The organism is Flavobacterium sp. (assembly GCF_027483985.1).
Classification (GTDB): domain Bacteria; phylum Bacteroidota; class Bacteroidia; order Flavobacteriales; family Flavobacteriaceae; genus Flavobacterium.
The window spans coordinates 96,742-120,161 of sequence record NZ_JAIXTJ010000017.1; the positions used below are offsets into that span (position 1 = coordinate 96,742).

21 protein-coding genes are annotated in these 23,420 nt (G+C 33.3%); 8 read left to right on the top strand and 13 right to left on the bottom strand.

Translation table 11 applies throughout. The annotated features are described in order from the left end of the window. The first annotated feature begins 38 nt into the window (after nt 1-38). Nucleotides 39-809, top strand: a complete 771-nt coding sequence (locus tag Q0050_RS03245; protein WP_298392572.1) for a CDP-alcohol phosphatidyltransferase family protein — start codon at nt 39-41, stop codon at nt 807-809. A 57-nt stretch (nt 810-866) separates the two neighbouring features. On the opposite strand, the gene Q0050_RS03250 is transcribed toward Q0050_RS03245, so the two are convergent. The 9 genes from Q0050_RS03250 to Q0050_RS03290 form a co-directional block, all read right to left on the bottom strand. Next, a complete protein-coding gene (locus Q0050_RS03250) occupies nt 867-1,463 on the bottom strand; it encodes a thioredoxin family protein (protein WP_298392573.1) in 597 nt (198 codons plus the stop codon). A 106-nt stretch (nt 1,464-1,569) separates the two neighbouring features. After that, nucleotides 1,570-2,046 carry a TlpA disulfide reductase family protein gene (locus tag Q0050_RS03255; protein ID WP_298392574.1) on the bottom strand — a complete coding sequence of 159 codons (477 nt, stop codon included), beginning with the start codon at nt 2,044-2,046 and terminating at the stop codon, nt 1,570-1,572. Nucleotides 2,047-2,107: 61 nt separating this feature from the next. Then, nucleotides 2,108-2,863, bottom strand: a complete 756-nt coding sequence (locus Q0050_RS03260; protein WP_298392575.1) for a LytTR family DNA-binding domain-containing protein — start codon at nt 2,861-2,863, stop codon at nt 2,108-2,110. Between the two features lie 4 nt (nt 2,864-2,867). Continuing rightward, nucleotides 2,868-3,521, bottom strand: a complete 654-nt coding sequence (locus Q0050_RS03265) for a hypothetical protein (RefSeq protein WP_298392576.1) — start codon at nt 3,519-3,521, stop codon at nt 2,868-2,870. Nucleotides 3,522-3,523: 2 nt separating this feature from the next. After that, the gene (locus tag Q0050_RS03270) at nt 3,524-3,838 is read right to left on the bottom strand and encodes a 2TM domain-containing protein (protein WP_298392577.1); all 315 of its coding nucleotides are present in this window, start codon (nt 3,836-3,838) and stop codon (nt 3,524-3,526) included. Nucleotides 3,839-3,840: 2 nt separating this feature from the next. Then, entirely contained in the window at nt 3,841-4,155 is a 315-nt protein-coding gene (locus Q0050_RS03275) for a 2TM domain-containing protein (RefSeq protein WP_298392578.1), read from the bottom strand. Further along, nucleotides 4,146-5,348, bottom strand: a complete 1,203-nt coding sequence (locus Q0050_RS03280; protein WP_367277149.1) for a 2TM domain-containing protein — start codon at nt 5,346-5,348, stop codon at nt 4,146-4,148. The genes Q0050_RS03275 and Q0050_RS03280 overlap by 10 nt, the downstream gene beginning before the upstream one ends. Nucleotides 5,349-5,501: 153 nt before the next feature. Beyond that, nucleotides 5,502-6,128, bottom strand: coding sequence for a hypothetical protein (locus Q0050_RS03285; protein WP_298392580.1), 627 nt, complete (start codon nt 6,126-6,128; stop codon nt 5,502-5,504). Nucleotides 6,129-6,321: 193 nt separating this feature from the next. Beyond that, on the bottom strand, nt 6,322-8,466 hold the full coding sequence (locus tag Q0050_RS03290) for a TonB-dependent receptor (RefSeq protein WP_298392581.1): 2,145 nt from the start codon (nt 8,464-8,466) through the stop codon (nt 6,322-6,324). Between the two features lie 168 nt (nt 8,467-8,634). Between Q0050_RS03290 and Q0050_RS03295 the strand changes: the two genes are divergently transcribed. The 3 genes from Q0050_RS03295 to Q0050_RS03305 all read left to right on the top strand — a co-directional run bounded on the left by Q0050_RS03295 (nt 8,635) and on the right by Q0050_RS03305 (nt 10,266). Beyond that, entirely contained in the window at nt 8,635-9,027 is a 393-nt protein-coding gene (locus tag Q0050_RS03295; RefSeq protein WP_298392582.1) for a hypothetical protein, read from the top strand. A gap of 83 nt (nt 9,028-9,110) precedes the next feature. Continuing rightward, a complete protein-coding gene (gene prmA / locus Q0050_RS03300) occupies nt 9,111-9,950 on the top strand; it encodes a 50S ribosomal protein L11 methyltransferase (protein WP_298392583.1) in 840 nt (279 codons plus the stop codon). A 40-nt stretch (nt 9,951-9,990) separates the two neighbouring features. Continuing rightward, nucleotides 9,991-10,266 carry an ATP-dependent Clp protease adaptor ClpS gene (locus tag Q0050_RS03305; RefSeq protein WP_298392584.1) on the top strand — a complete coding sequence of 92 codons (276 nt, stop codon included), beginning with the start codon at nt 9,991-9,993 and terminating at the stop codon, nt 10,264-10,266. On the opposite strand, the gene Q0050_RS03310 is transcribed toward Q0050_RS03305, so the two are convergent. Continuing rightward, nucleotides 10,263-10,676: a DUF6691 family protein gene (locus Q0050_RS03310; RefSeq protein ID WP_298392585.1), complete on the bottom strand. Its 414-nt coding sequence runs from the start codon at nt 10,674-10,676 to the stop codon at nt 10,263-10,265. The genes Q0050_RS03305 and Q0050_RS03310 overlap by 4 nt on opposite strands. Nucleotides 10,677-10,682: 6 nt before the next feature. Then, nucleotides 10,683-11,243: a YeeE/YedE thiosulfate transporter family protein gene (locus Q0050_RS03315; protein ID WP_298392586.1), complete on the bottom strand. Its 561-nt coding sequence runs from the start codon at nt 11,241-11,243 to the stop codon at nt 10,683-10,685. A gap of 84 nt (nt 11,244-11,327) precedes the next feature. Here Q0050_RS03315 and Q0050_RS03320 point away from each other — a divergent pair, with 84 nt between their 5' ends. The 4 genes from Q0050_RS03320 to Q0050_RS03335 all read left to right on the top strand — a co-directional run bounded on the left by Q0050_RS03320 (nt 11,328) and on the right by Q0050_RS03335 (nt 21,581). Then, on the top strand, nt 11,328-11,786 hold the full coding sequence (locus tag Q0050_RS03320) for a 2-dehydro-3-deoxyphosphooctonate aldolase (protein WP_298392587.1): 459 nt from the start codon (nt 11,328-11,330) through the stop codon (nt 11,784-11,786). A 101-nt stretch (nt 11,787-11,887) separates the two neighbouring features. After that, complete coding sequence (gene kdsA, locus Q0050_RS03325) at nt 11,888-12,706, top strand: 3-deoxy-8-phosphooctulonate synthase (protein WP_298392588.1); 819 nt, start codon at nt 11,888-11,890, stop codon at nt 12,704-12,706. Nucleotides 12,707-12,709: 3 nt separating this feature from the next. Further along, nucleotides 12,710-13,603, top strand: a complete 894-nt coding sequence (locus Q0050_RS03330) for a hypothetical protein (protein ID WP_298392589.1) — start codon at nt 12,710-12,712, stop codon at nt 13,601-13,603. Nucleotides 13,604-13,679: 76 nt separating this feature from the next. After that, complete coding sequence (locus Q0050_RS03335) at nt 13,680-21,581, top strand: fibronectin type III domain-containing protein (RefSeq protein WP_298392590.1); 7,902 nt, start codon at nt 13,680-13,682, stop codon at nt 21,579-21,581. Between the two features lie 49 nt (nt 21,582-21,630). Here the strand turns inward: Q0050_RS03335 and Q0050_RS03340 are convergent, their stop codons facing one another. Next, on the bottom strand, nt 21,631-21,978 hold the full coding sequence (locus tag Q0050_RS03340) for a DUF1801 domain-containing protein (RefSeq protein ID WP_298392591.1): 348 nt from the start codon (nt 21,976-21,978) through the stop codon (nt 21,631-21,633). Continuing rightward, the gene (locus tag Q0050_RS03345; RefSeq protein ID WP_298392592.1) at nt 21,979-23,349 is read right to left on the bottom strand and encodes a M28 family peptidase; all 1,371 of its coding nucleotides are present in this window, start codon (nt 23,347-23,349) and stop codon (nt 21,979-21,981) included. Nucleotides 23,350-23,420: the final 71 nt, after the last annotated feature.

The following is a 23,420-nucleotide window of genomic DNA, read 5'->3' on the forward strand; positions in this document are numbered from 1 at the left end:
TGACTATATTGTCGCATCTTTTAGATTTTAAGTATTTAATGTCAAAATTATCAGCTCAAGATAAATTTCTAGACTTATCAGACTACGCTAGACCATTTGGGAAATTTCTCGCTAATCAATTAAAAAACACACGCTTTACTCCTATTCACGTTACTATTCTGTTCGGAATTTCAGGATTAATTGCAATTTATTGTATCCTAACCAACCACTACATTTGGGCCGGATTTTTCATCATTCTAAAATCAGGAATTGATGCTGCCGATGGCGAATTAGCAAGACTTAAAAACACACCTTCTTATGTAGGACGTTATTTAGACAGTGTTTTTGATATTATCTTGAATTTTCTTTTCATAATGACCATTTGCTATGTTTCTAAAACTACTATTTGGTTTAGTCTTTTAGCCTTTATCGGTATACAATTGCAAGGAACATTGTATAATTATTACTATGTAATTCTCAGAAATAAATCAGTTGGTGGCGATACTACTAGTAAAGTATTTGAATATAAATCACCCAAAGCATTGCCTGGCGAAACTCAAAAAGCGGTAAACATCTTATTTGGAATTTATACTATTGTCTACGGTCTTTTTGATAAAATCATTCACTTTTTAGATCAAGATGCTTACAAAGTAAAAACGTTTCCGAACTGGTTTATGACGCTTGTTTCCCTTTATGGATTAGGGTTTCAATTACTGGTAATTGCCTTTATGTTACCAATGAATTTAATTGAATTTATTGTTCCGTTTTTTATCATTTATACTTTATTGATTTTTGTTTTAATTGGTATTAGAAAAGCTTTAATAAAATAATAAACAAAAAAAGAGTGAACCAATTAGATTCACTCTTTTTTCTTTATAAAACTTCGATTATTTTTTAACTTTGATAGAACATCCAATGGCTTTGGTTGTAGCCGGACTTGGTTCTTGACCTTTATCTAAAGCTGTGATGGCGTTTTCTAAATAATGTTCTTTTACAGCAGTGGCATCATCAACATTGTCATCAATTGCACCAATATATTTTACCGTTAAATTCTTGTCTAATAAAAATACGTGTGGTGTTTTTGTTGCACCATATTGAGGATATACTTTCTGACCTTCATCAAATAAATAAGGAAAAGTAAAGCCTTTTTCTTTAGCTCTTACTTTCATTAAATCAAAACTATCCGACGGTTCAGCTGCAGGATCATTCGGGTTGATAGCAATTAACTCATAACCAAGTGGTTTATATTTTTTAGCCAACGCAATAATTCTATCTTCATACTTAACAGCAAATGGGCAGTGATTGCAAGTGAAAACGACTATAAAACCTTTGGCATTTTTATAATCGGCCATACTGTACATTTTTCCATCGACCGATTTCAATTTGAAATCTACTGCTTTAGCGCCAACCTTGTATCCTGTAATTGGGTTGGTAAAACTCATTAAAACTAATGCAATAACTGCAAAAAATCCAAACTTTTTCATATATGTAAAATTTAATTTGTTAGAGGTCAGATATGGTATCGCCTTTTTATTTATTGGTGTTTGCTTGCGCAAACATGTTGTTAATGGCGATTTCATATTTAATAATTTATTGATTAATAGATTTAGTAACGTGATTATTTAGTTCTTCAAAACTACTGAAGTCTTTTTCTACAAATATTTTCTTATCGCCATTAATAATTAAAGTCGCCGGAATCGAACCCGACCAATCGTCATCGACCTTTGAAATCCAATTATTATAATCTTTGGCTGCTAGAAAAGTGGTTATAAAGGTGTACTTTTTCTTGTTTAAAAAAGTTTTTAATTTAGTATCAAAATCTTTTTCAAAATCTAAACTCACAGTAATAACTTTGACCGATTTATTTTCTTTATTGAGTTGTTCAAAATAGGGCAATTCTTTAACACACGGCGCACACCAAGTTGCCCAAAAATTAACTACCAAAGGTTGTGTTTTGTTTTCATCTAAATACTTCTCAAGTTCTTCATACTTTTTGAAAGTAATAATTTCTTGAGCGTTGGATGACCAACTAAGTACCAAAAACAATATAAAACAAAAATATCTCATCACTTTTTTTTCAAAATTAATGAGATATTCCTCGATACGTTTGTTAATTAACAAATCTTTATTATCCTAACCAGGATTTAAAATCGGATACTTTTTCGCGTGCTACAATTACTTCATCGTCTTTGTATGATGGCAAAATTACTTTCAATCTGGAGTTACTGTGCATTTGAATTTCCTTGATTCCCTTCATCGGAATAATAAATTTTCTAGAAACACGATAAAATTCTTTTGGATTTATTTCGTTTTCAAGTTGCTCTAAAGTGGTATCTAGAAGATAATCACGACCATCAAAAGTATGCAGATAAGTGCCTTTATTTTCAGAATAAAAACATTCTACATCCTCAATAGCAACCATTTTTAATTGTTGTCCCATCTTTATGGTAAAACGTTTTTTAAACTCTCTATCAATTGGGTTTACCAACATTTTTTTTATCATTTCAAAATCTAATGACAAATTGGGAGTTGCACTGTTTCTGGCTTTAAACTTATTTACAGCCGTTTCTAAATCATCTTCGTCAATAGGTTTTAACAAATAATCGATGCTGTTTAATTTGAAAGCTCGTAAGGCATATTCGTCGTAAGCAGTGGTAAAGATTACAGCACTTTTTATATCGATACTTTCGAAAATTTCGAACGACAATCCATCAGAAAGCTGAATATCAAGAAATATCAAATCAGGATGAGAATTATTTTTAAACCAAGCAATAGATTCTTCCACAGAATGCAGCATCTGATTAACTTCCAACCCAAGTTTTTCTACCTTTCGCTGCAATAATCTTGCTGCAGGTTTTTCGTCTTCTATTATTATAATGTTCATGTTATTATTTTGAAACGATTTTATATTTATTTGACCATCTTAAAATTAGTGGTACCAAAATTACGGTTGGTAAAAGCCAAGCTACAATACCAGGCAAAATCGTATTATTTACTACTAAAAAAGCTGTTGCCGCAGCAATATAACTGCCTATCATTCGCTGAATGTGGACTAACAACCAAAAGTTTTTGATTGCACTTCGACCTCTATAATTTTGGAAATCTTGATAAACCATTGAGATGCTAACTAATCCAAAAACCAACAAAACAACTCCAAAATTGTTACTTGAAAGTAAAAGCAAAGCACCATAAATAATAAATCCAAAACCGAAAACCAACATTACTGAACTCAAAATCCAATCGATAATTTTTGGTTTCTCACCTTTCAACAATCCTTTTAGCGAAAGGTACCGTTGTCCAGTTGCTGCCATATATATTGAAAAAATTCCAATGATAAATAAGAATAGATTACTATGAATTAAGGTCATTAAAATACCTGCAAAACCATTGATTAGCATTCCATAAAGAAAAAACAAACCAGCATTTTTGTGTAATTTATCACCTTTTTTTCGAACTAAATTAATAGTACCTGTAATCAACCCAATGCTTCCACCTATAATATGTATTACAAGTAATACCTTGAAAATTAGTTCTAAATTCATAATTATTGCCATTTTTGTTGTTCTTTCTTTTCCTTCTCCATCAACTCTTGAATTTTTCGTTCTTCCCAATTTGTTCCAAAAAGGAATTCACCACCAAATGTTGACAAACCGTGTGCTAGCAAACCAATTCCCCAAAAGAATGCCGTGAAAAAGTTCTCTAGTTTAAAATAGCTTTCGCCACTTTTTAAATTTTGAATGTTAATAATAATGATCATTATATTGATCACAACATAAACAATAGCGTGAGAATAAAAACCTTTTATTTTCTTAACTCTTTTGAGTGCTTTTTCGTATTGTAATTGTTCTTGTGGTGTCATTTTTATTGGTATTTATTAGACTTATTTCTTTCTTCATCCATAAACTGTTGTAGTTTTTTTTGTTCCCAATCTTTGCCTAAAAGAGGAATCCAATTAAATACTTTCACAGCGTGAAAAAACACTCCAATTCCCCAACTGAAAGTAGTCCAAAAAAACCACAATGTATTTGGTGAATATTTCAAATTTATGAAAACAATAACTAGGTTAAAAGCTACATAAAAAGCTAAATGAGAGTAAAACCCTTTGATTTCTTCTACTTGTTTCTTGGCTTTTTGATACTTTTCAAAATCTTGATTGGTTTCCATAATTAGTTCCATTTATTATTGTTGTTATTTTGCTTGTTCAAAATCTCTTGAATTTTCTTTTCTTCCCAAGATTTTCCGAAGCCAAAAGTTTCAAATCCGTGAAAAATTACACCCAATCCCCAACCTAACATTGGGAACCAAAACCATTGAAATTTGTGAGAAGAACTCATATTGATAATGATTAAAATTGGAATTACCGTGCAATATGAAATTAAGTTTCCGTAGAATCCTTTTATTTTTTCAACACGTTCTTTAGCTCTAAAAAAAGCGGTATCTTGATTGTAAGTATTTTGAGTTTCCATAGTATTAATTTGTTTTGTTAAAATGGGAAGATAAACTGCAAAGGTTTCTTTTGAATCGTCTATTAAAACTTTACGTTCCGATAGAATAGCGTAACGACTAACTATATTTTGAAGTCCAACGCCTTTTCTATCTTGTAAGACTTCTTTCTTTTGCAAATTATTTTCGACCACTAAATAATTGTCTTTAATATAAATTGTAATGTGAAGTGGTTTTTTTTCGCTAACCACATTGTGCTTGATGGTATTTTCTAATAACAGCTGCAATGACAAAGGCACTACTTTAGCATCTTCCAATTCTAGATTTATTGGCAGTTCAAATGTTATACTGTTTTCGAATCGCATTTTTAGCAAATTCATATATGTTTTTGCGAAGGCTAATTCTTCTTGAACCGTTACCAATTCTTTATCTTTTTGCTCTAAAACATAGCGATAAATTTTAGATAATGAAGTTGTAAAACGTTGCGCATTTTCAGGATTTTCTTCAATCAAGGAACTTAAAACATTCAGACTATTAAAAAGAAAATGAGGATCGATTTGATTTTTTAAACTCTCGAATTGCGCGTTGGCAGTTCCAGCAATAATTTTTTGTTCTTTTAACTGATTTTCTTTGTAAGCTTTGTAAAAATGAAACAGATAAATACTTAAAATTATAATAAATGTGATTACCATTGCTACAACAAAATTCGCCGGTTTTTCTTTAGAAATATAATCCTTAAAACTTCTACCTTCAACTACAACTTCTTCAAAAATTCGCAGTAAAAAGATGATTAAAATAGTAACAACAAAGGACAAAACTATGTTCAAGATAATTCTAGTTTTAGAAAACTTATCTTTACTAAAATATTGATCTAATTTAAAGTTTAAGTAAGTATTTGCACATCCAATACTAAAACTGTACAGCATTGTATAGGAAAATGAAACAAGCAGATGATTATCAAATTTGATTTTATTTCCAAAAACAACATTTAGTATTTGAATACCTATAAAAACCAGTATTGATATTTTAAATAGTCGAATAATTTCTTTTTGATAATTCATCTTGCTTCAGGTTTCTAATTATTTTCCGCAGTTTTTCAATGTTTCTTGTGCTCTATCTAAACCCCAAGTTGGATGAAATGGTGATTCAGGTTTAAATTTAGCAAATAATTCAATTGATTTTGCAACTTGTTCACACATTGGCTTAGTATCTGTTCCCCAATATTTAGCTCCACCGATTTCAAAGTCAGCTTTACCAAAAACAGCTCTCGGATTTTCTGGTGCTAATTTAAGTGCTTTTTCATATAATTCGATAGTTGGTGCAGAAAGTTTCATTCCGTTTGTCATTGGATCTTGCACAATTAAAGCGGTATTGATCATTGCCTGCATAATGTAAATTTCAGGATTGTTTGGTGAAATTAACTGAGCTGCATCTAACGCTTTTTGTGCTTTGTCTATTAATGCTGCAGCATTTTTAGCATTTGCTGGATTAAATGCTTCGGTTGTATTAACTAAAGCAACATAATAATTTGGAAGCCAATTGTTCTTTTCAACTGATGCTATTCTTTCAAATAAACCAGAGGCTTCTGTAGCGTTTCCTGATCTCCAGGTTGTTAGCGCTTTTCCCATTCCTTGTTCAAATTGTTGTGCGTTAGCTACTAAAACAGTTGCAAAGAATACTACGATTGTGGTGATAATTTTTGACATAATTTCTAATTTTTAAATTGTTAATGTTTTTGATTATTTGATGATTAAAACTCTTGTTTTTAATTATGATGTAAATTTATTGTGATTGTGTGTGCTGTGAAATTTATAGTTACTGAATTGTTGATTTTCTATGATGAATTGTAGTGATCTAATTTATAGGAATATAATCTGTATTAACTTTAATTTTAAATAGTTACAAATTATCCAATTGGTTGGTTTTTTTGTTATCGCTGATAGTCCAAAAGAAACCTACAAAGAAAAATCGATCAGCAGTTGGTGTGATTTCGCGTCGGTTATAAATTCCTGCCGCATTTGGTGTGTTTGCGTATTCATATCCAAACACATTTTGAGTTCCTAAAACATTACTTATTGAGAAGAAAAGTATTTTTTGTGGACTAAGCAAATAGGCCCAACTCATACTCAAATTGTTGTAACTTTTAGTTTTTCCGTTCATAAAACTCATTTCGTTTGGATTGTCAAATGGTCGTCCTGAATTAAAACTATATGACACACCAACACTTGATTTCCAGTCATCAATCCAGTATTTAGTTACTATCGAAAAGTTATTCTTTGCTACAAAATTTGGGGTAACTTCAGCTTCAAAATTTTTATAGTCTCTTTTAGTGTCGATATAGGAATAGGATATCCAATATTCTAAATTTTTAACCGATTTATTATCTCTCCAAAAAACATCTACACCTTTTGCAAATCCGAAACCACTGCTATTGAAATTAGAATTGTATTGCGCCATAGGTGTATCAAACTTTACTAGATTACTGTAATCTTTATAATAAATCTCGCTTCTAAAAGTGCGTTTATCTTTAGAATATTGGTAGTTTACTATATAATGAGATGCACTTTCGTTTCTAAAATCAGTACTAAATTTTAAGTAATCTTGGCGTGGCGCTTGATCAAATTGTCCGTAAGCCATTGAGAATTGGCTCGCTTTACTAATTTTATAAGCTAATGAAGTTCGTGGCGAAATTGAAGTTTCCTTCAGCAAATCATTATTTGAAGCTCTTACACCTATTTTTAAAGCTAATTTTCTTGAAAATACAATATCTGCTTCTGTGAATGCTGCTAAAAGATTAGAATTGTATCCTGTTGTGTTGGAAATAAAAGTATACTTTTCGTCGAATTGCGTTCTAAAATAATCGGCTCCAAAAGATAATTTGATGTTATCAGCAATTGGTTTTCTAATTTTTAATTTCAAATGCGTTGCGTGTTCATTATTACTAATATTATCTGAATCTAAATCAATAGAATTAGTTCCGTAACCATAACTTAATCCTGTTGTAATTTGCCAATTTGAACCAAAATTTCCTTTGTAAGAAGCATTTACATATAAATTATTATTTTTCAAATTCACTCTAGTTTTTGCAACCGAATTGATACTTTCTTGATTCAAATCAAACCTTGAAGCATCATAAGCCGAATATAATTTAAACAAACCGCGCTCCAATTGATAACGATAAACTATTTCACCAGAAAGCGATTGAAAGGCTCTATTCCAATCAATATTTTGTGGAACAGCAACTTGATAAGGTGATAAATCTATATAAGCTGTATTAAAAGTAAGGGAACTTTTCTCCCATTTTTGCGTATTTGCTAAGCCTAAACCCACAGTCATAAGCGATATATCGGTTTTGTTTTCGGTAGCAACATCAGTGGTATTTAATAATAGTACACTTGAAAGCGCTTCGCCATATTCAGCAGAATATCCACCAGTTGAAAACGAAATTCCGCTAAAAAGAAAAGGTGAAAATCGACCGCGAGTTGGTAAATTTTGAGTAGTTGAACCAAAAGGTTGTGCGACACGTATTCCGTCTACATAAGTCTGAGTTTCATCGGCTTCACCTCCACGCACAAAAAGGCGTCCGCTTTCACCCACCGTTTGAGTTCCAGGCAAGGTTTGCAAAGCAGATACAATATCGCCATTTGAACCAGCAGTAGTAACAATATCTAAAGGTTTCAAAACTGTATTTTTCCCTTTTTCGCCAGCTTCAAATGTTCCAGCATTGATGACAACTTCATCAAGAAGATTAGCATTTGGCTTTAACTTAAAAACGTTGTACTGGTATTTTTCAATATCAATAGGTGTTGTCAAATCATTAAAAGAAAGAAACGTAATGATAAGATTTTTGTTTCCTTTTTCTGTAGTTTCAAATTGAAACTCACCTTGCTCATTAGAAGTGGCTCCATCATAAGTTCCTTCAATGTAGATATTTGCTCCAATAATCGGGTTGTTTTTTTCGTCAACAACTTTTCCTGAAATCTTAGTTTGAGAAAAACCTAATGTGGATAGTAATACAATAAAAATGGTAAAAAAAGTTTTCATATTATTTCGTTTTGATGAAGCAAAGTTGAACTAACTTATTCCATAATAAAACTTAAAATAACTGAATTGTTGAAAATTAGTGATGAATTGTAGATTTAATTTTAAATAAATTAACTCCTTTGTAATAAAAAAATTATTATTATTGCATAACATTTAAATCTTACAGTAATGAAATTAATGAAATTTTTATTCGCAGTTGCATTTTTATTTGCAATCAATAATGTGTCAGCGCAATCAGTAGTGTCAAAATGGCCACAATTAAATAGTTTTCAAGAATTGTTAGTTAAAACATTTGAACCTGCTGGTGAAGGAAATTTTGGTCCCATTAAAAATTCTTATGAGTATTTAGTTGAAAAATCAGAAGCATTAGACGTTACAACAATGCCACAAGATTTAAAAAATTCTAAAGCTGATGAAACAGTGGCGGTATTAAAAAGACAAACAAAATTATTAGCAGAATTAATTAAAACGAATTCTCCAAACCCAGAAATAATGAGAGCCTTTCAAAAAGTCAATGAAACTTATGACAGGCTACTTAGCATATACGAACCAAAAAAATAAAAATTATCCTAGCCAAGTGCTAGGTTTTTTTTGAAAAATAATTCATTTTATAATTTCATTACTACCTTTGCAAAAAAAATATTATGTCAAATATCTATTTAGGATATCACTTTACAGTTGAACCAAGAGAACTAGGTTCAGAGATATTAATTGCTGAATTAGGGGAAAAACCATTTGAAAGTTTTATTGAAACCGATTTAGGAATTGTTGCTTACATTCAAAAAGAATTCTGGAATGAAAACATCCTGGATGATATCTACATAATGGAATCGCCTGAATTTACTATATCCTACAAAATAGAAGAAATTGATCAAGTAAATTGGAATGAAGAATGGGAAAAAAACTTTGAACCGATTGATGTCGACGGCAAATGTCACGTTAGAGCGCCTTTTCATTCAAAAACTGATGCGGAATTTGATATCGTTATAGAACCTAAAATGAGTTTTGGTACCGGACATCACGAAACCACGCACATGATGATTCAGCATTTATTAGAAACAAATGTTGAAGGTTTAAAAACGTTAGATATGGGCTGTGGTACTGCAATTTTGGCAATTTTAGCTGAAATGAAAGGTGCCAAACCAATCGATGCAATTGATATAGACAATTGGTGTTACTTGAATTCTATTGAAAATGCAGAACGCAATAATTGCAATGAAATTTCTGTTTATGAAGGTGATGCAGCCTTATTAAGTGGCAAAAATTATGATTTAATAATCGCTAATATCAATAGAAATATACTTTTAAATGATATGCAAACGTATGTTGATTGTTTAAATCAAAATGGAATATTATTATTAAGTGGCTTTTATAACGAAGATATTCCGTTTATAGATGCATCATGCGTTGAAAAAGGATTAACGTATGTTAAAAAATTTGAAAGAAACAATTGGGTTTCGCTAAAGTATTTAAAAAATAATTAATTTTACTTTTGAAATAGTTTCTAATACAATAGACCTAGTTATGAGTACTATAGAAAAAACAAAAGAAGACGTATCAGTTCTTGAGCAAGTTGGAGTGAATAACGAAATCGTTTTGTATAATGACGATGTTAATACTTTTGACCACGTTATCGATACTCTTGTGAGAGTTTGTGAACATACGGCTGAACAAGCAGAACAATGTGCCATTTTGGTTCACTACAAAGGACAATGCACAGTAAAAACTGGCGCTTTTAACGAATTAAAACCACAGTGCACACAATTGCTTGAAGCTGGATTGAGTGCTGAGATTATTTAGTGAGGCAATTTATCTTTGACAACACCATAAAGAAAAGTTCCTAACAAAGCACCGATTAAAATAAAACCTACAGAGATAAAGCCTGCGCCAATTAGAATGAAAATTGGCCCAGGACAAGCTCCAACCATAGCCCAACCTAGTCCAAAAAACAAACCTCCTATCCAATAACGAAAAGTTCCTTTTTCTTTATCTTGAATCTCTATCGGATTTCCGTTGATGTCTTTTATTTTTTTGCGTTTAATAATTTGTATTCCTATAACACCAGTTACAATCGCGGTCATTATTATGCCGTACATGTGAAATGAATCAAATTGAAACATTTCATAAATTCTGTACCAAGAAACTGCTTCAGACTTAGTTAATACTACTCCAAAAACAAATCCAACAAGTAAATATTTTAGTAATTTCATAGTCTACTATTTAAATAATAAAGGAAAAATAAAGTGTACCATAATTAAGCCACCTACAAAAAAACCTATCACAGCTTTCAGTGATGGTAATTGAAGATTACTCAATCCAGATATTGCATGACCCGAAGTACAACCACCAGCATACCTCGAACCAAAACCAATTAAAACACCTCCTACTAAGAGAAATAAAATCATTTTTGGAGATTGAAATAGATTGTTTCCAAATAAAGCATCAGGTAATAATTTAGAATTTGGAGCTTCAATACCAATATTTTGCAATTTTTGAATTGTAACCTCACTTATGGCCACATTGGTATCATTACTTAAATAATGTGATGCGAAAAAACCACCGAGCATTGTTCCTGCTACAACAACTAAATTCCAGCGTTGCGCTTTCCAATCCCAATCAAAGAAGGGAACTTTTTTTCCAACACCAGTCATCGAACACAAGGTTCTAAGATTTGAAGACATTCCAAAAACTTTTCCGAAATAGATAAGTGATAGCATAATTAATCCGATGAGAAAACCAGAAATAGCCCAATGCCACGTACCCGAAATAATTTCCATTTTATTTTTTTTTACAAAAATAACCATCTGGTTTGATTTTTGATAATTATTTATCACTTTTGAACAAAATTGAAGCAAATAAAAATGAAAACTAAATCGATATTCTTTCTTTTAATAAGCTACTTAGTTTTAACTTCTTGCGGAAGTATAAAATCAACTATTAAAAATATTGATAATGCAGCCATAAAACCCGCTATTAAAGACAAACAATTTATACTTACAGAATATGATTTGTCAGGCAACTATGGTTACAAAATGGATTATCCAATAAATCTTGGATTTGAAAACGAAAAGTATTCCCCTAAAAATATTACTTATTTTTTTAATGCTTTAACTGGTCCGAATGGCGAAAAAATAACTTACGAAAAAATTGATACTTGTTGTCCGTTTCCAACAAAAAAGAGCAGCAATGGTGCAGGAACATTAGATATTTATCAGATAACAATTGAGGGAACTGAAAAAAAAATAAATTTATACCTCAATATTTATGAAAAAGGAAAAGTAGTTTGTCCGAAAGGATTTAAAATAAAAAATAAAGGATAAACAAGGTACTTTACGCCATCACATTTAATCAACAGAAAACCTTCTAATTAACAAGTTAGAAGGTTTTTTATTTTTATATTTGCATATCAAAATCAAACATAATGAACATTAATAAAATTCCACAAATCAAGCATATTGATAGTGACAACTTCTTTTTACTATCTGGTCCATGTGCAATTGAAGGAGAAGAAATGGCTTTAAGAATAGCCGAAAAATTAGTTACAATAACCGATAAGTTAGCGATTCCATTTGTATTCAAAGGCTCTTTTAAAAAAGCAAATCGTTCTAGAATAGACAGTTTTTCTGGAATTGGAGATGAAAAAGCGCTTAAAATTCTTAGAAAAGTTTCTGAAACCTTTCACGTTCCAACCGTAACTGATATACATACAAATGAAGATGCCGCTATGGCAGCAGCTTATGTAGATGTCTTACAAATTCCGGCATTTTTAGTTAGACAAACTGATTTAGTTGTTGCCGCAGCTAAATCAGGTAAAACAGTAAATCTAAAAAAAGGACAATTTATGAGTCCTGAAAGTATGAAACATGCTGTTCAGAAAGTACTAGATTGTCAAAATGAAAATGTGATGGTAACCGATAGAGGAACTATGTTTGGCTACCAAGATATGATTGTAGATTACAGAGGAATTCCAACAATGCAACAATATGCAACCACGGTTTTAGATGTTACCCACTCTTTACAGCAACCCAACCAAACTGTTGGAGTAACTGGTGGACGACCTGATATGATTGAAACCGTTGCTAAAGCAGGAATTGCTGTTGGTGTTGATGGTATTTTTATTGAAACCCATTTTGATCCAGCAAATGCCAAAAGTGATGGTGCCAACATGCTACATTTAGATTACTTCGAAGATTTAATGACCAAACTAGTAGCAATTCGTAAAACAATCAATCAATTTTAAAAAATGTTTTCAAACTTTAAATTAAAAATAGTTTGTGTGCTTACTATTTTTACACAAGTTACAATTGCACAAGACAAAAGCAATTCCGACCGATATACAAGTCATAACAAAGGTAAATTTTATATTTTTTGGGGAGGAAATCGAGAAAGTTACTCCAAATCTGATATTCGTTTAACTGGAGCTAATTATGATTTCACCATTGATAATGCTGTTGCTGATGATAGACCAAAAGGTTGGCACGTTGACTACATTAATCCTGGTGCTATGACCATTCCTCAGACCAATTTTAGAATGGGATATTATATCAATGACCATTACAATATTTCTATTGGATTAGACCATATGAAATATGTTTTAAGACAAAATCAAACGGCAAATGTATCAGGTTATGTAAATCTTCCAGCAAGCGAAAGCGGTTCGCAATATAACGGAACCTATAACAATACGCCAGTTAATTTTTTCGAAAATTATACTGGGATAGATACCTCTACTCCGCCACCTTTTCTAACTTTTGAACACACTGATGGACTTAATTATATAAACACGGAATTTTGCAGAGTTGATGATATTTCTAAGATTTTCAAAATTGCCAACACCGATAAATTTCAACTAAATGTAACCGAAGGAGTTGGTTTGGGATTATTATATCCAAAAACTAACGCAAGAGTTCTCGGAAAGCAACGTTACGATGATTTTCATGTTTCTGGCTACGGCGTATCTGCAAAAGTTGGATTGAATTTTACCTTTTTTAAACATTTTTTCGTTCAAACAGAATTAAAAGCTGGTTTTATTGATATGAATGACATAAAAACCACAAACGAAACTTCTGATAAAGCAAGCCAGCACTTCCTTTTTCTTCAAAGAATTATCGCTTTTGGAGGAATTTTCAAAATTTAACTTAAATATTTTATATTTTTTTATATTTTTGGTAATTATCTTTATTAAACAACAAACCAATCAATTAATATCATTTATGAAAAAAATTATTTTATTATTTCTGACATTATTTTTCACACTTGCCGGATATTCCCAGTTTCCAACACCAGGAATTGAAGGTTTTGAAAATACGTCAGGACCAGATTTACCTGCACCAGCAACTCCTAGTCCTTGGACTTTAGGAACTGGAACTACTGGAAACCAGTGGGCAATATTTGACAATGGCGTCGGTCCAACAAGACGATGGAGTATAAATTCTAACGCAGCAAATGTATATGAAGGCACAAATGCTGCTTTTATGGACCGTGAAAATATTGGCCTTGGAAATACTTCAGAAGATTATTTGGCATCACCTTTGGTTACAGTACCAACAAATGGTCAATTACGTTTCTGGACAAGATCAACTATTAATGGTCCAAACGGAACAGAATATTTTATTAAAGTAAATACAGTTGTTGGTACTCAAACAACGCTAGCGAACTATACGGCAACTCCTGCACAATGGACGGAAGCTACGCTTAATACAACGTTTAATATTTATGAAGAGAAAGTTGTTGACTTAAGTGCTTTTGCTGGTCAGCAAGTTTACATTGCCTTTATGATGCGTTTCAACCAACCAACTGGTGGTTTAGGCGGAGACAGATGGTTAATTGATAGAGTAAGCTTAGTACAAAGATGTTTAGAGCCTACCGATTTATCTGCTACAGGAATTACACAAACTACTGCAAACTTAAATTGGTTAAATCCAAGTGGTTCTACTTCTTGGGAAATTGAAGTTATTCCTGCAGTTGGTGGTGTTCAAACAGGTGTTGGAACGGTTTATAATGGACCACTTCCTTATGTTGCATCTGGATTATCTCCAAATACTTGTTATGTATATTATGTAAGATCTTTATGTACAGATGGTTCAAGTACTTATGTCGGACCATTTAACTTTTGTACAGTACCACCAGGTTTAACTTGTACCGCACCAATTCAAATTACTTCTTTACCTTATAGTACTACTGATAACACTGCTAACTACGGTGATTCAACAGATACAGCCCAACCAGCTGCGTGTGCCGGAACAACAGATAACTACATGACGGGTAACGATGTGTTTTATACCTACACACCTACTACTTCAGGAACAATAAGCATTACTATGACACCAAACGATGATTGGTCTGGTATTTTTGTATATGATGGATGTGCCAACGTTGGCGTTAATTGTTTAGCAGGTGTTGCTAATAATGGTGGTGGAATAAGATCAATTCCTAGTTTAAGTGTAACAGCCGGTTCTACATATGTAATTGTTATTTCAACAAATGCAACTCCGCAAACTGTTGCATACAACTTAGTAATTCAAGCAGTAAATTGTCCTCAACCAACAAATCTTTCTGCATCTAGTATTGGACAGAATTCAGCTTCGCTCTCTTGGGGTAATCCTGGTGGAGCTACTTCTTGGGAAATAGAAGTACAACCCGCAGGAAGTCCAATTCCGGCAGGTTCAGGAACAACGACAACTATTAACACTAACTATCCGGCTACAGGCTTAACTCAAGCTACTGCATATCAATATTATGTCAGAGCAGATTGCGGAAATGGTACTTTTAGTGCTTGGTCTGGACCATTTTTATTTAATACAAATATTTGTGATGTTGCGCAACAATGTAATTACACTTTCAGATTAACCGATTCATTTGGAGACGGTTGGAATGGAAATACAATGAGTGTTAGACAAAATGGTATAGAAGTTGCTCTTTTAGGAACTACTTTTACTGCAGGTAATGGTCCAATAAATATTACTGTACCTTTATGTGATGGCATACCATTTGAATTATTTTGGAATACTGGTGGTGCCTTCGCAGGCGAAGTTGGTGTGTCTATTATAAATTCATTCAATCAAACAATTTATACAAAAGCACCAGGAACAGGCATACAAAATAGTTCACTATATAATGGAACGGTAAATTGTACAACTCCTGCTTGTTTACCTCCAACAAATTTAACAGCAACAAATCTTTCACAAACAGGTGCTACTTTAGGATGGACTACTTCTGGACCTGAAACTTCTTGGGAAATAATTATTCTACCTGCAGGTTCTCCGGCTCCACTACCTAACAATACAGGATGGACTGCAGCACCTACAAATCCTTTCACAGTAGGTGGATTAACATCAGGAACAGCATATGATTTTTATGTTAGACCTATTTGTTCAACATCAAATATTGGAGATCCAGCTGGACCACGTAGGTTTAATACAACCATTTGTGACCCTGTTAACCAATGTAATTACACCTTCACAATGACAGATTCATTTGGAGATGGTTGGAATGGAAACACAATGAATGTAATTCAAAATGGAATAGTTATTGCAACTATTGGATCAACTTTTACAGCTGGTAATGGACCAGTAATAGTAACAGTTCCATTATGTAATGGCTTGCCAGTTCAATTATTCTGGAATGCTGGCGGTGCTTTTGCAAATGAAGTTGGTGTTTCTATTACAAATTCATTTTCTCAAGTTATATACACTAAAGCTCCTGGTACAGGAACACAAAATAGTTCACTATATACTGGAACTGTAAATTGTTTAGTTCCTTCATGTTTGCCTCCAACCAATTTAGTGGCAACAAATATTTCTCAAACTTCAGCAACCTTGGGATGGACAACAACTGGACCTGAAACTTCTTGGGAAGTTATTGTAGTTCCAGCACCTTCAACAACACCACTTCCAAATAATCCTGGTTGGACTGCCGCACCTACCAATCCGTTTACTGTCAATGGATTAACTTCAGGAACCGCTTATAATTTTTATGTAAGACCAATCTGCTCTTCTACTAATACTGGAGATCCGAGTTTAGCAGGTACTTTTAATACAACTATTTGCCCTCCTGCTGACCAATGTCTATATACATTTACAATGACAGATACCTTCGGCGACGGATGGAATGGAAATACAATGAGCGTAATTCAAAATGGTATCGTTGTTGGTACATTTGGTGCTACATTTACAAATGGAACAGGACCAGTTTCTGTACAATTTCCGCTTTGTCACGGAGTAGCTTTCCAATTACAATGGAATACTGGTGGAGCATTTGCTAATGAAGTTGGAGTTTCGATCCAAGAAGCTTTAGCGCCACAAGCAACAATCTACACAAAAGCTCCCGGAACTGGAACTCAAGGTAGTATTTTATATAACGGAATTGGTGAGTGTTTCTTACCAACTTGTCCGAAACCAATCAACCTTACTGCAACCAGTGTTACTCAAACGTCGGCAATTCTTGGTTGGACAGAGCAAGGTACAGCAACTTCATGGGAAATTTATTTTGTTCCTGTAGGTTCACCTGCTCCAACAGCAACTACTTTAGGTGTTGTAACTACAAATCCATATACAATTACAAACTTACCTCCTGGTGCAGCCTATACTTTTTATGTTAGAGCAATTTGTTCTCCTACTGATTCTAGTTTATGGTCACAACCATTGACTTTTGGAACTTTACCAGTAAACGATGAATGTTCAAATGCAACATTTGCTATTGTAAATCAAAACTTAAATTGCGTTCAAACAACACCAGGTACTTTAATTGGAGCAACACAATCGTTGCCTGCTGTCAATTGTCCTCCTGGAGTAGCTAATGATGATGTTTGGTATACATTTACAGCAACTTCTGCAACGCATATAATTTCTTTTAACAATGTGGTACCTGCAGGAGCTGATTTAGATTACGCTATCTTCACAGGAAACAGTTGCGGTGCTTTAACTCAATTAAACTGTAACGCTGCTGATGGTCTAACCGCAGGAGTAACTTATTATTTAAGAGTATATTCTCCTTCTGCAAATCAACAATTAGTTAATTTCAGTTTATGTATTGGTACGCTTCCTTGTACTGAAGCACCAGCTTTCTGTACTGGTCAAACAGTTACTTATGCAAATTCAACTAACGTACCTTCACTAGGTCAAATTGGATGTTTATTTACTTCTCCAAACCCAGCTTTCTTTTTCTTACAAGTAAACCAAGCTGGACCACTGACTTATTTGATCTCTCAAGTTGATAATAACGGTATCGGCAGAGATGTTGACTATGTGGCTTGGGGTCCATTTACAGACTTGCAAAATGCATGTACAGGAGTTCCTCAAAACCCGCTTCCGGGTATAATTCCTGCACCAACTCCTGCAGCTGGTTGCCCAGGAACATTACACGCTTGTAGTTACTCTTCTGCTCCAACAGAAATTATGTGTATTCCAAATGCTCAATTATGTGAAGTATATGTAATTATGATTACTAATTTCTCAAATCAAGCCGGTACAGTTACATTTACTCAAACCAATTCAGGTGGTGGAACGACAGCTTGTTTCCCAATTAATACATTTAATTATCCGCAAACAACTTATTGTCAAGATGGTGTTGATCCAACTCCTGTCTTAGCTCCTGGAGCTTCAGCTGGAACTTATACTTCAACTGCAGGATTAGTAATTGATAGTGCTACAGGTACAGTAGATTTATCTGCAAGTACACCTGGCGCGTATATTGTTACAAGTTCTACAGCAACAACAATTGGTGGTACTTGTAATACAATACCTTTTATTACAACTACAAGAACTATCATAATTACTGCACCAGCAAATGCAACAATATCTTATTCTAGTCCGTCTTATTGTAATACTGTTAACACTTTACAAACTGTAACGGTAAATGGAACTAGTGGTGGAACGTTTAGTGCATCTCCTTCCGGATTATCAATAAATTCAATTACTGGTAATATTATTCCAAGTGCAAGTATTCCTAATACATATACGGTTACGTATAATGTTCCTGCATCAGGCGGTTGTGCTGCATTTTCAACAACTACACAAGTAATAATTGTTCCGGCAACAGTACCTTCATTTACACAAGTTGCTCCAATTTGTCCAGGTGATCCATTGGCGGATTTACCTACAACATCGAACAATGGCGTAACTGGTACTTGGTCTCCAGCAATGAACAATACAGCTACCACGACTTACACATTCACTCCAACTTCTGGATTATGTGCTACTACAACAACTATGACAATCGGTGTGGGTTCAACGACACCTACTTTTACACAAGTACCACCAATTTGTCAAGGTGCTGCATTAGCTGATTTACCAACAACTTCTAACAATGGAGTTGTCGGAACTTGGTCGCCAGCAATGAATAATAATGTTACAACAACTTATACATTTACTCCAAATGCTGGGATATGTGCTGGATCTGTTACTATGACAATTGTGGTAAATAATCCATCAATAGTTCCTACTTTTAACTCTGTTAATCCAATTTGTATTGGTGATGCTTTAGCAGCTTTACCAACAACTTCTAATAACGGAATAACAGGAAGTTGGTCGCCTGCTTTGGATAACACTGCTACAACAACTTATACGTTTACTCCCAATACAGGACAGTGTGGTTTAACAACAACTTTAACAATAATTGTAAATCCAAACTTAGTTGTTACAGTGAATAATCCAACAGTTTGTTTAGGTTCAAGTGCAACGGTTACTGCAACACCTGCAATTCCAGGAAACTATTCTTACACATGGACTGTTCCTGCTCCGTTTCCTAATCCAGGTAACGTAGCTTCTTTTAACACAACAGTTCCAGGAACTTACACTGTGGTTATTAATCAAGTTACAAATTTCTGTAACACTGATTTTGAGAATCCAACTGCTACAGGCGCATTTCCAAATTTAATTAATGAAAACTTAGTACCTTGCTGGGATACTACTTCTGCAGATGATATCATCGAGATATGGCCAGCTGGTTTTGAAGGTGTAACTGCTTACTCAGGCAATCAATTAATTGAGTTAAATGGAAATACTCCAGGAACTTTATTCCAAGATTTTAGTGTTCTTCCGGGAACAGCATTAACCATATCTTTTGCTCATAGAGGAAGACAAGGTAATGATGTCGTTGGTGTAGAAATTGGACCATTAGGCGGACCATATGTAAGCCTTGGTAACTTTACTGACAATAATACCGCATGGGTATTACATACTGTAAATTATGTTGTGCCATCAACAGGTGGAAGTGATTATACTTTAAGATTTGTTTCTGTATCAAGTACAGGTGGAAGTCCAAGTATTGGAAATTTATTAGATAGTATTTCGATATCTAGTTTAAGTTGTCCATCAGCTCCAACTTCTGGAGTGGTAACTTTTACAACACCAGATACACCTACCTTCAATCCAATACCTGATATTTGCTTGAATGCCACTCCACCTTCATTACCGACGACTTCTACCAATGGAATTGCTGGTACTTGGTCTACTAGTACAATTGATACTTCAATAGTTGGAACTTTTACTTATACATTTACACCTAATGCAGGATTATGTGCAACTCCTACAACATTAAATGTAACAATAATTAATCAAGTAGTACCTACTTTTAATAGTATACCATCAATATGTCAAAATAGTATAGCACCAAGCTTACCATCAACATCTACAAATGGTATAGTTGGTACTTGGTCACCAACAACGATCAATACGGCAATAGCTGGAAATACAACTTATACATTTACACCAGATGCAATTCCTAGTCAAAGTTGTGCATTAACTGCAACTTTAACAGTTACTGTTGATCCTCAAGTTGTAACTACATTTAATACAATTGCGAATATTTGTCAAAATGGTACAGCGCCATCACTTTCTTCAACATCTAATGAAGGAATTGCAGGAAGTTGGAATCCTAATGTGATTACTACAACAAGTGCTGGAACTACAGTTTATACATTTACTCCAAATTCAGGTATATGTGCTACAACTGCAACTTTATCTGTAACAATAGATGCTCCAACTGTTCCAACATTTACTCAAATACCTGCTATTTGTTTAAATGCAACAGCACCTAGTTTACCGGCAACATCAAATAATGGTATAGCTGGTTCTTGGAGTCCGACAGTAATTGACACATCAGTAGCTGGTGCAACAACATACACGTTTACGCCAAATACAGGACTTTGCGCTACAACAGCAACTATGACAATAACAATCAATTCACAAACAGTTCCAACGTTTACACAAATTGGTCCTCTTTGCCAAAATGCTGTTGCTGCTTTACTGCCGAATACTTCGAATAATGGTATTACCGGTACATGGAGTCCAAGTGCAATCAATACCACAAATATTGGTTCAGTAACTTATACCTTCACTCCGAACACTACATTTTGTGCAACAAGTACAACAATGAGTATTACCATTAATGCTACACCAACAGTTAATCCTATTGCCAATGTAGCTTCTTGTAACAATTATGTTTTACCTACTTTAACTACAGGTAACTACTATACTGGAACAAATGGTACAGGTACTCAAGTTAATGCTGGAACAGTGATTTCAACAAATACAACACTTTTTGTATATGCTGCTAATGGAAGTTGTTCTGATCAAGAATCATTCAATATAACTATCACTCCTGCTCCATCATTTACAATTACTGGTGGATGCGTTGGAACAAACTATGTTCTTGAAGTAATTCCTAATAATGGATTTGATCTTAGTTTGGCTAATTATGCTTGGTCTGGACCAAATGGAGCCATAATAAACAACAGTCCTTTACTACAAGTACCAGGAAATACTGCAGGCAGTTATTCTTGCACTGTAACTGTTTCTAATGGAACAACAGGAACTTGTTTTGATACTGAAGTGTTTGTTGCTAATGATGTGACTTGTTCAATTCCTAAAGGTATCTCTCCAAATAATGATACTTTTAATGACTATTTCGATTTAACAGGATTAAATGTTAGAGTTCTTAGTATTTACAATAGATACGGAACTAAAGTTTATTCCAAAACAAATTATGTTAAAGAATGGGGTGGACAGTCAGACGCTGGAAATGACCTGCCAGACGGAACTTACTATTACGTAATTGAACGTGATGGTGTAGAATCTAAATCTGGATGGGTTTATATCAACCGAGAAATAAGATAATTAATTAGTAAATAAAAAAAGAGACTGAAATTCAGTCTCTTTTTTTTTTTTAGTATAGTATCGAAAGCACTTGAATGATTTCTTTTAAAATAGTACTATTAATATCTGCAAGCGAGAAATATCGAAGTGATTTAATACTTGTTCTCTTATCCGAAATAAGAAACTCTTGATGATTATTAATTTGAAATCCTTTTACAATTCCTAAGTCAACATATTTTCTTTTACGACTTACATTTATAAAACAAAATGGTTTTCCTCTAAAGTAATAAAAAGGAACCTTCCATTTGTAATGTAATTCTAAGTTTGGAATTTCATTTTCAATTATAATTTGTAAATTATAGATAATAGATCGATAAGGTTCTGGTTGGCTTAAAATATACTCTTCTGCAAGTTTCATTTATTGCAAACCATATTGGTCAAATAAATAAATTAATGCAGTCATTGAAGCAGCACCCAATTCTAATTCTCTTTTATTAACAGCATCAAAAGTATCGTTGGCAGCGTGATGATAATCGAAGTAACGTTGTGAATCAGGTTGCAAAGCCACTTTTACAATTTTTTCTGACTTTAATGGTCCAATATCAACTCCGGTATGACCTTTTCTAAAAATATGAATTAAATAAGGTTCAAACAAATTCTTCCAAGTTGTGATTTTGTCAAAATTGGTATCATCTGCATCAATAGAAAACCCTCTTGGCGTAAAACCACCCGAATCACTTTCAAGTGCAAAAACGTGATTCTCTTTATTTTGATTAGAAAGCTCTTCATATTTTAATCCGCCTTTAACGCCATTCTCTTCATTCATAAAAAGAACGGCTCTGATGGTATGTTTTGGTTTGTAATTAAGTTTTTTGAAAATTTCTAAAACACCCATACTTTGAACACAACCAGCACCATCATCGTGCGAGCCATCACCTAAATCCCAAGAATCTAAATGTCCACCCACAACCATAATTTTGTTTGGATATTCAGAACCTGTAATTTCACCCACAACATTGTAGGATAAAACATCTTCTAAAATTTTGCAAGATTGCTTGAAATATAGCTTGTAATTAGGATTTTGCTTCAATAACTTGCTCAATTCCTCTGCTCCATTAGTTGAAATTGCAGCTGCAGGAATTCTTTTTTCAACTGCCAAATCTTTATAATTTGTAGAACCTGTATGTGGAAAATCATCCAATCTTAAATTCATTGATCTTACGATAACTGCAGCAGCGCCTAATTCTCCAGCTTCTCTAGCTCCAGATGAACGTTGGTCGACGCAACTACTATATGCGTGAAAAGTTTCAATAAATTCTGGATTCATAGGACGATTAAAGAAAATTATCTTTCCTTTTACTTTATCAGAACCTAATGCTTTTAATTCCTCTAAACTTTTAACTTCAATGATATTAGCTAATAATCCATTTTTAGGAGTTGCAACTGACATTCCTAAGGCACAAATTGGAAAAGATTTCTTTTGCTTTCCAACTTGTAAATAGGCTACTTCCTTCTCACCTCTAACCCATTGCGGAACCATAACTTCTTGAAGATAAACTTTGTCTAAACCTAATTTATCCATTTGCTCTTTCGTATAAACGACAGCTTTTGCCGCACCACTTGAACCCGATAAACGATGTCCGATTTTATTAGATAAGTCATCAAGCCAAGAATAACAGTGATTCTCTGTTAATGCAGACTTGTAAATGTCTTTTAACATTTGCTCATCCTTATTTTGAGAATACGAAATTGAAAATTGAAGAAGTAGTAAAAATGTGATTTTTTTCATTAGTTATAATTTTTCATCAAAAATAAATCAAAAAACATTTGGTTGGACAAAAAAATAGTATTTACTTTGTA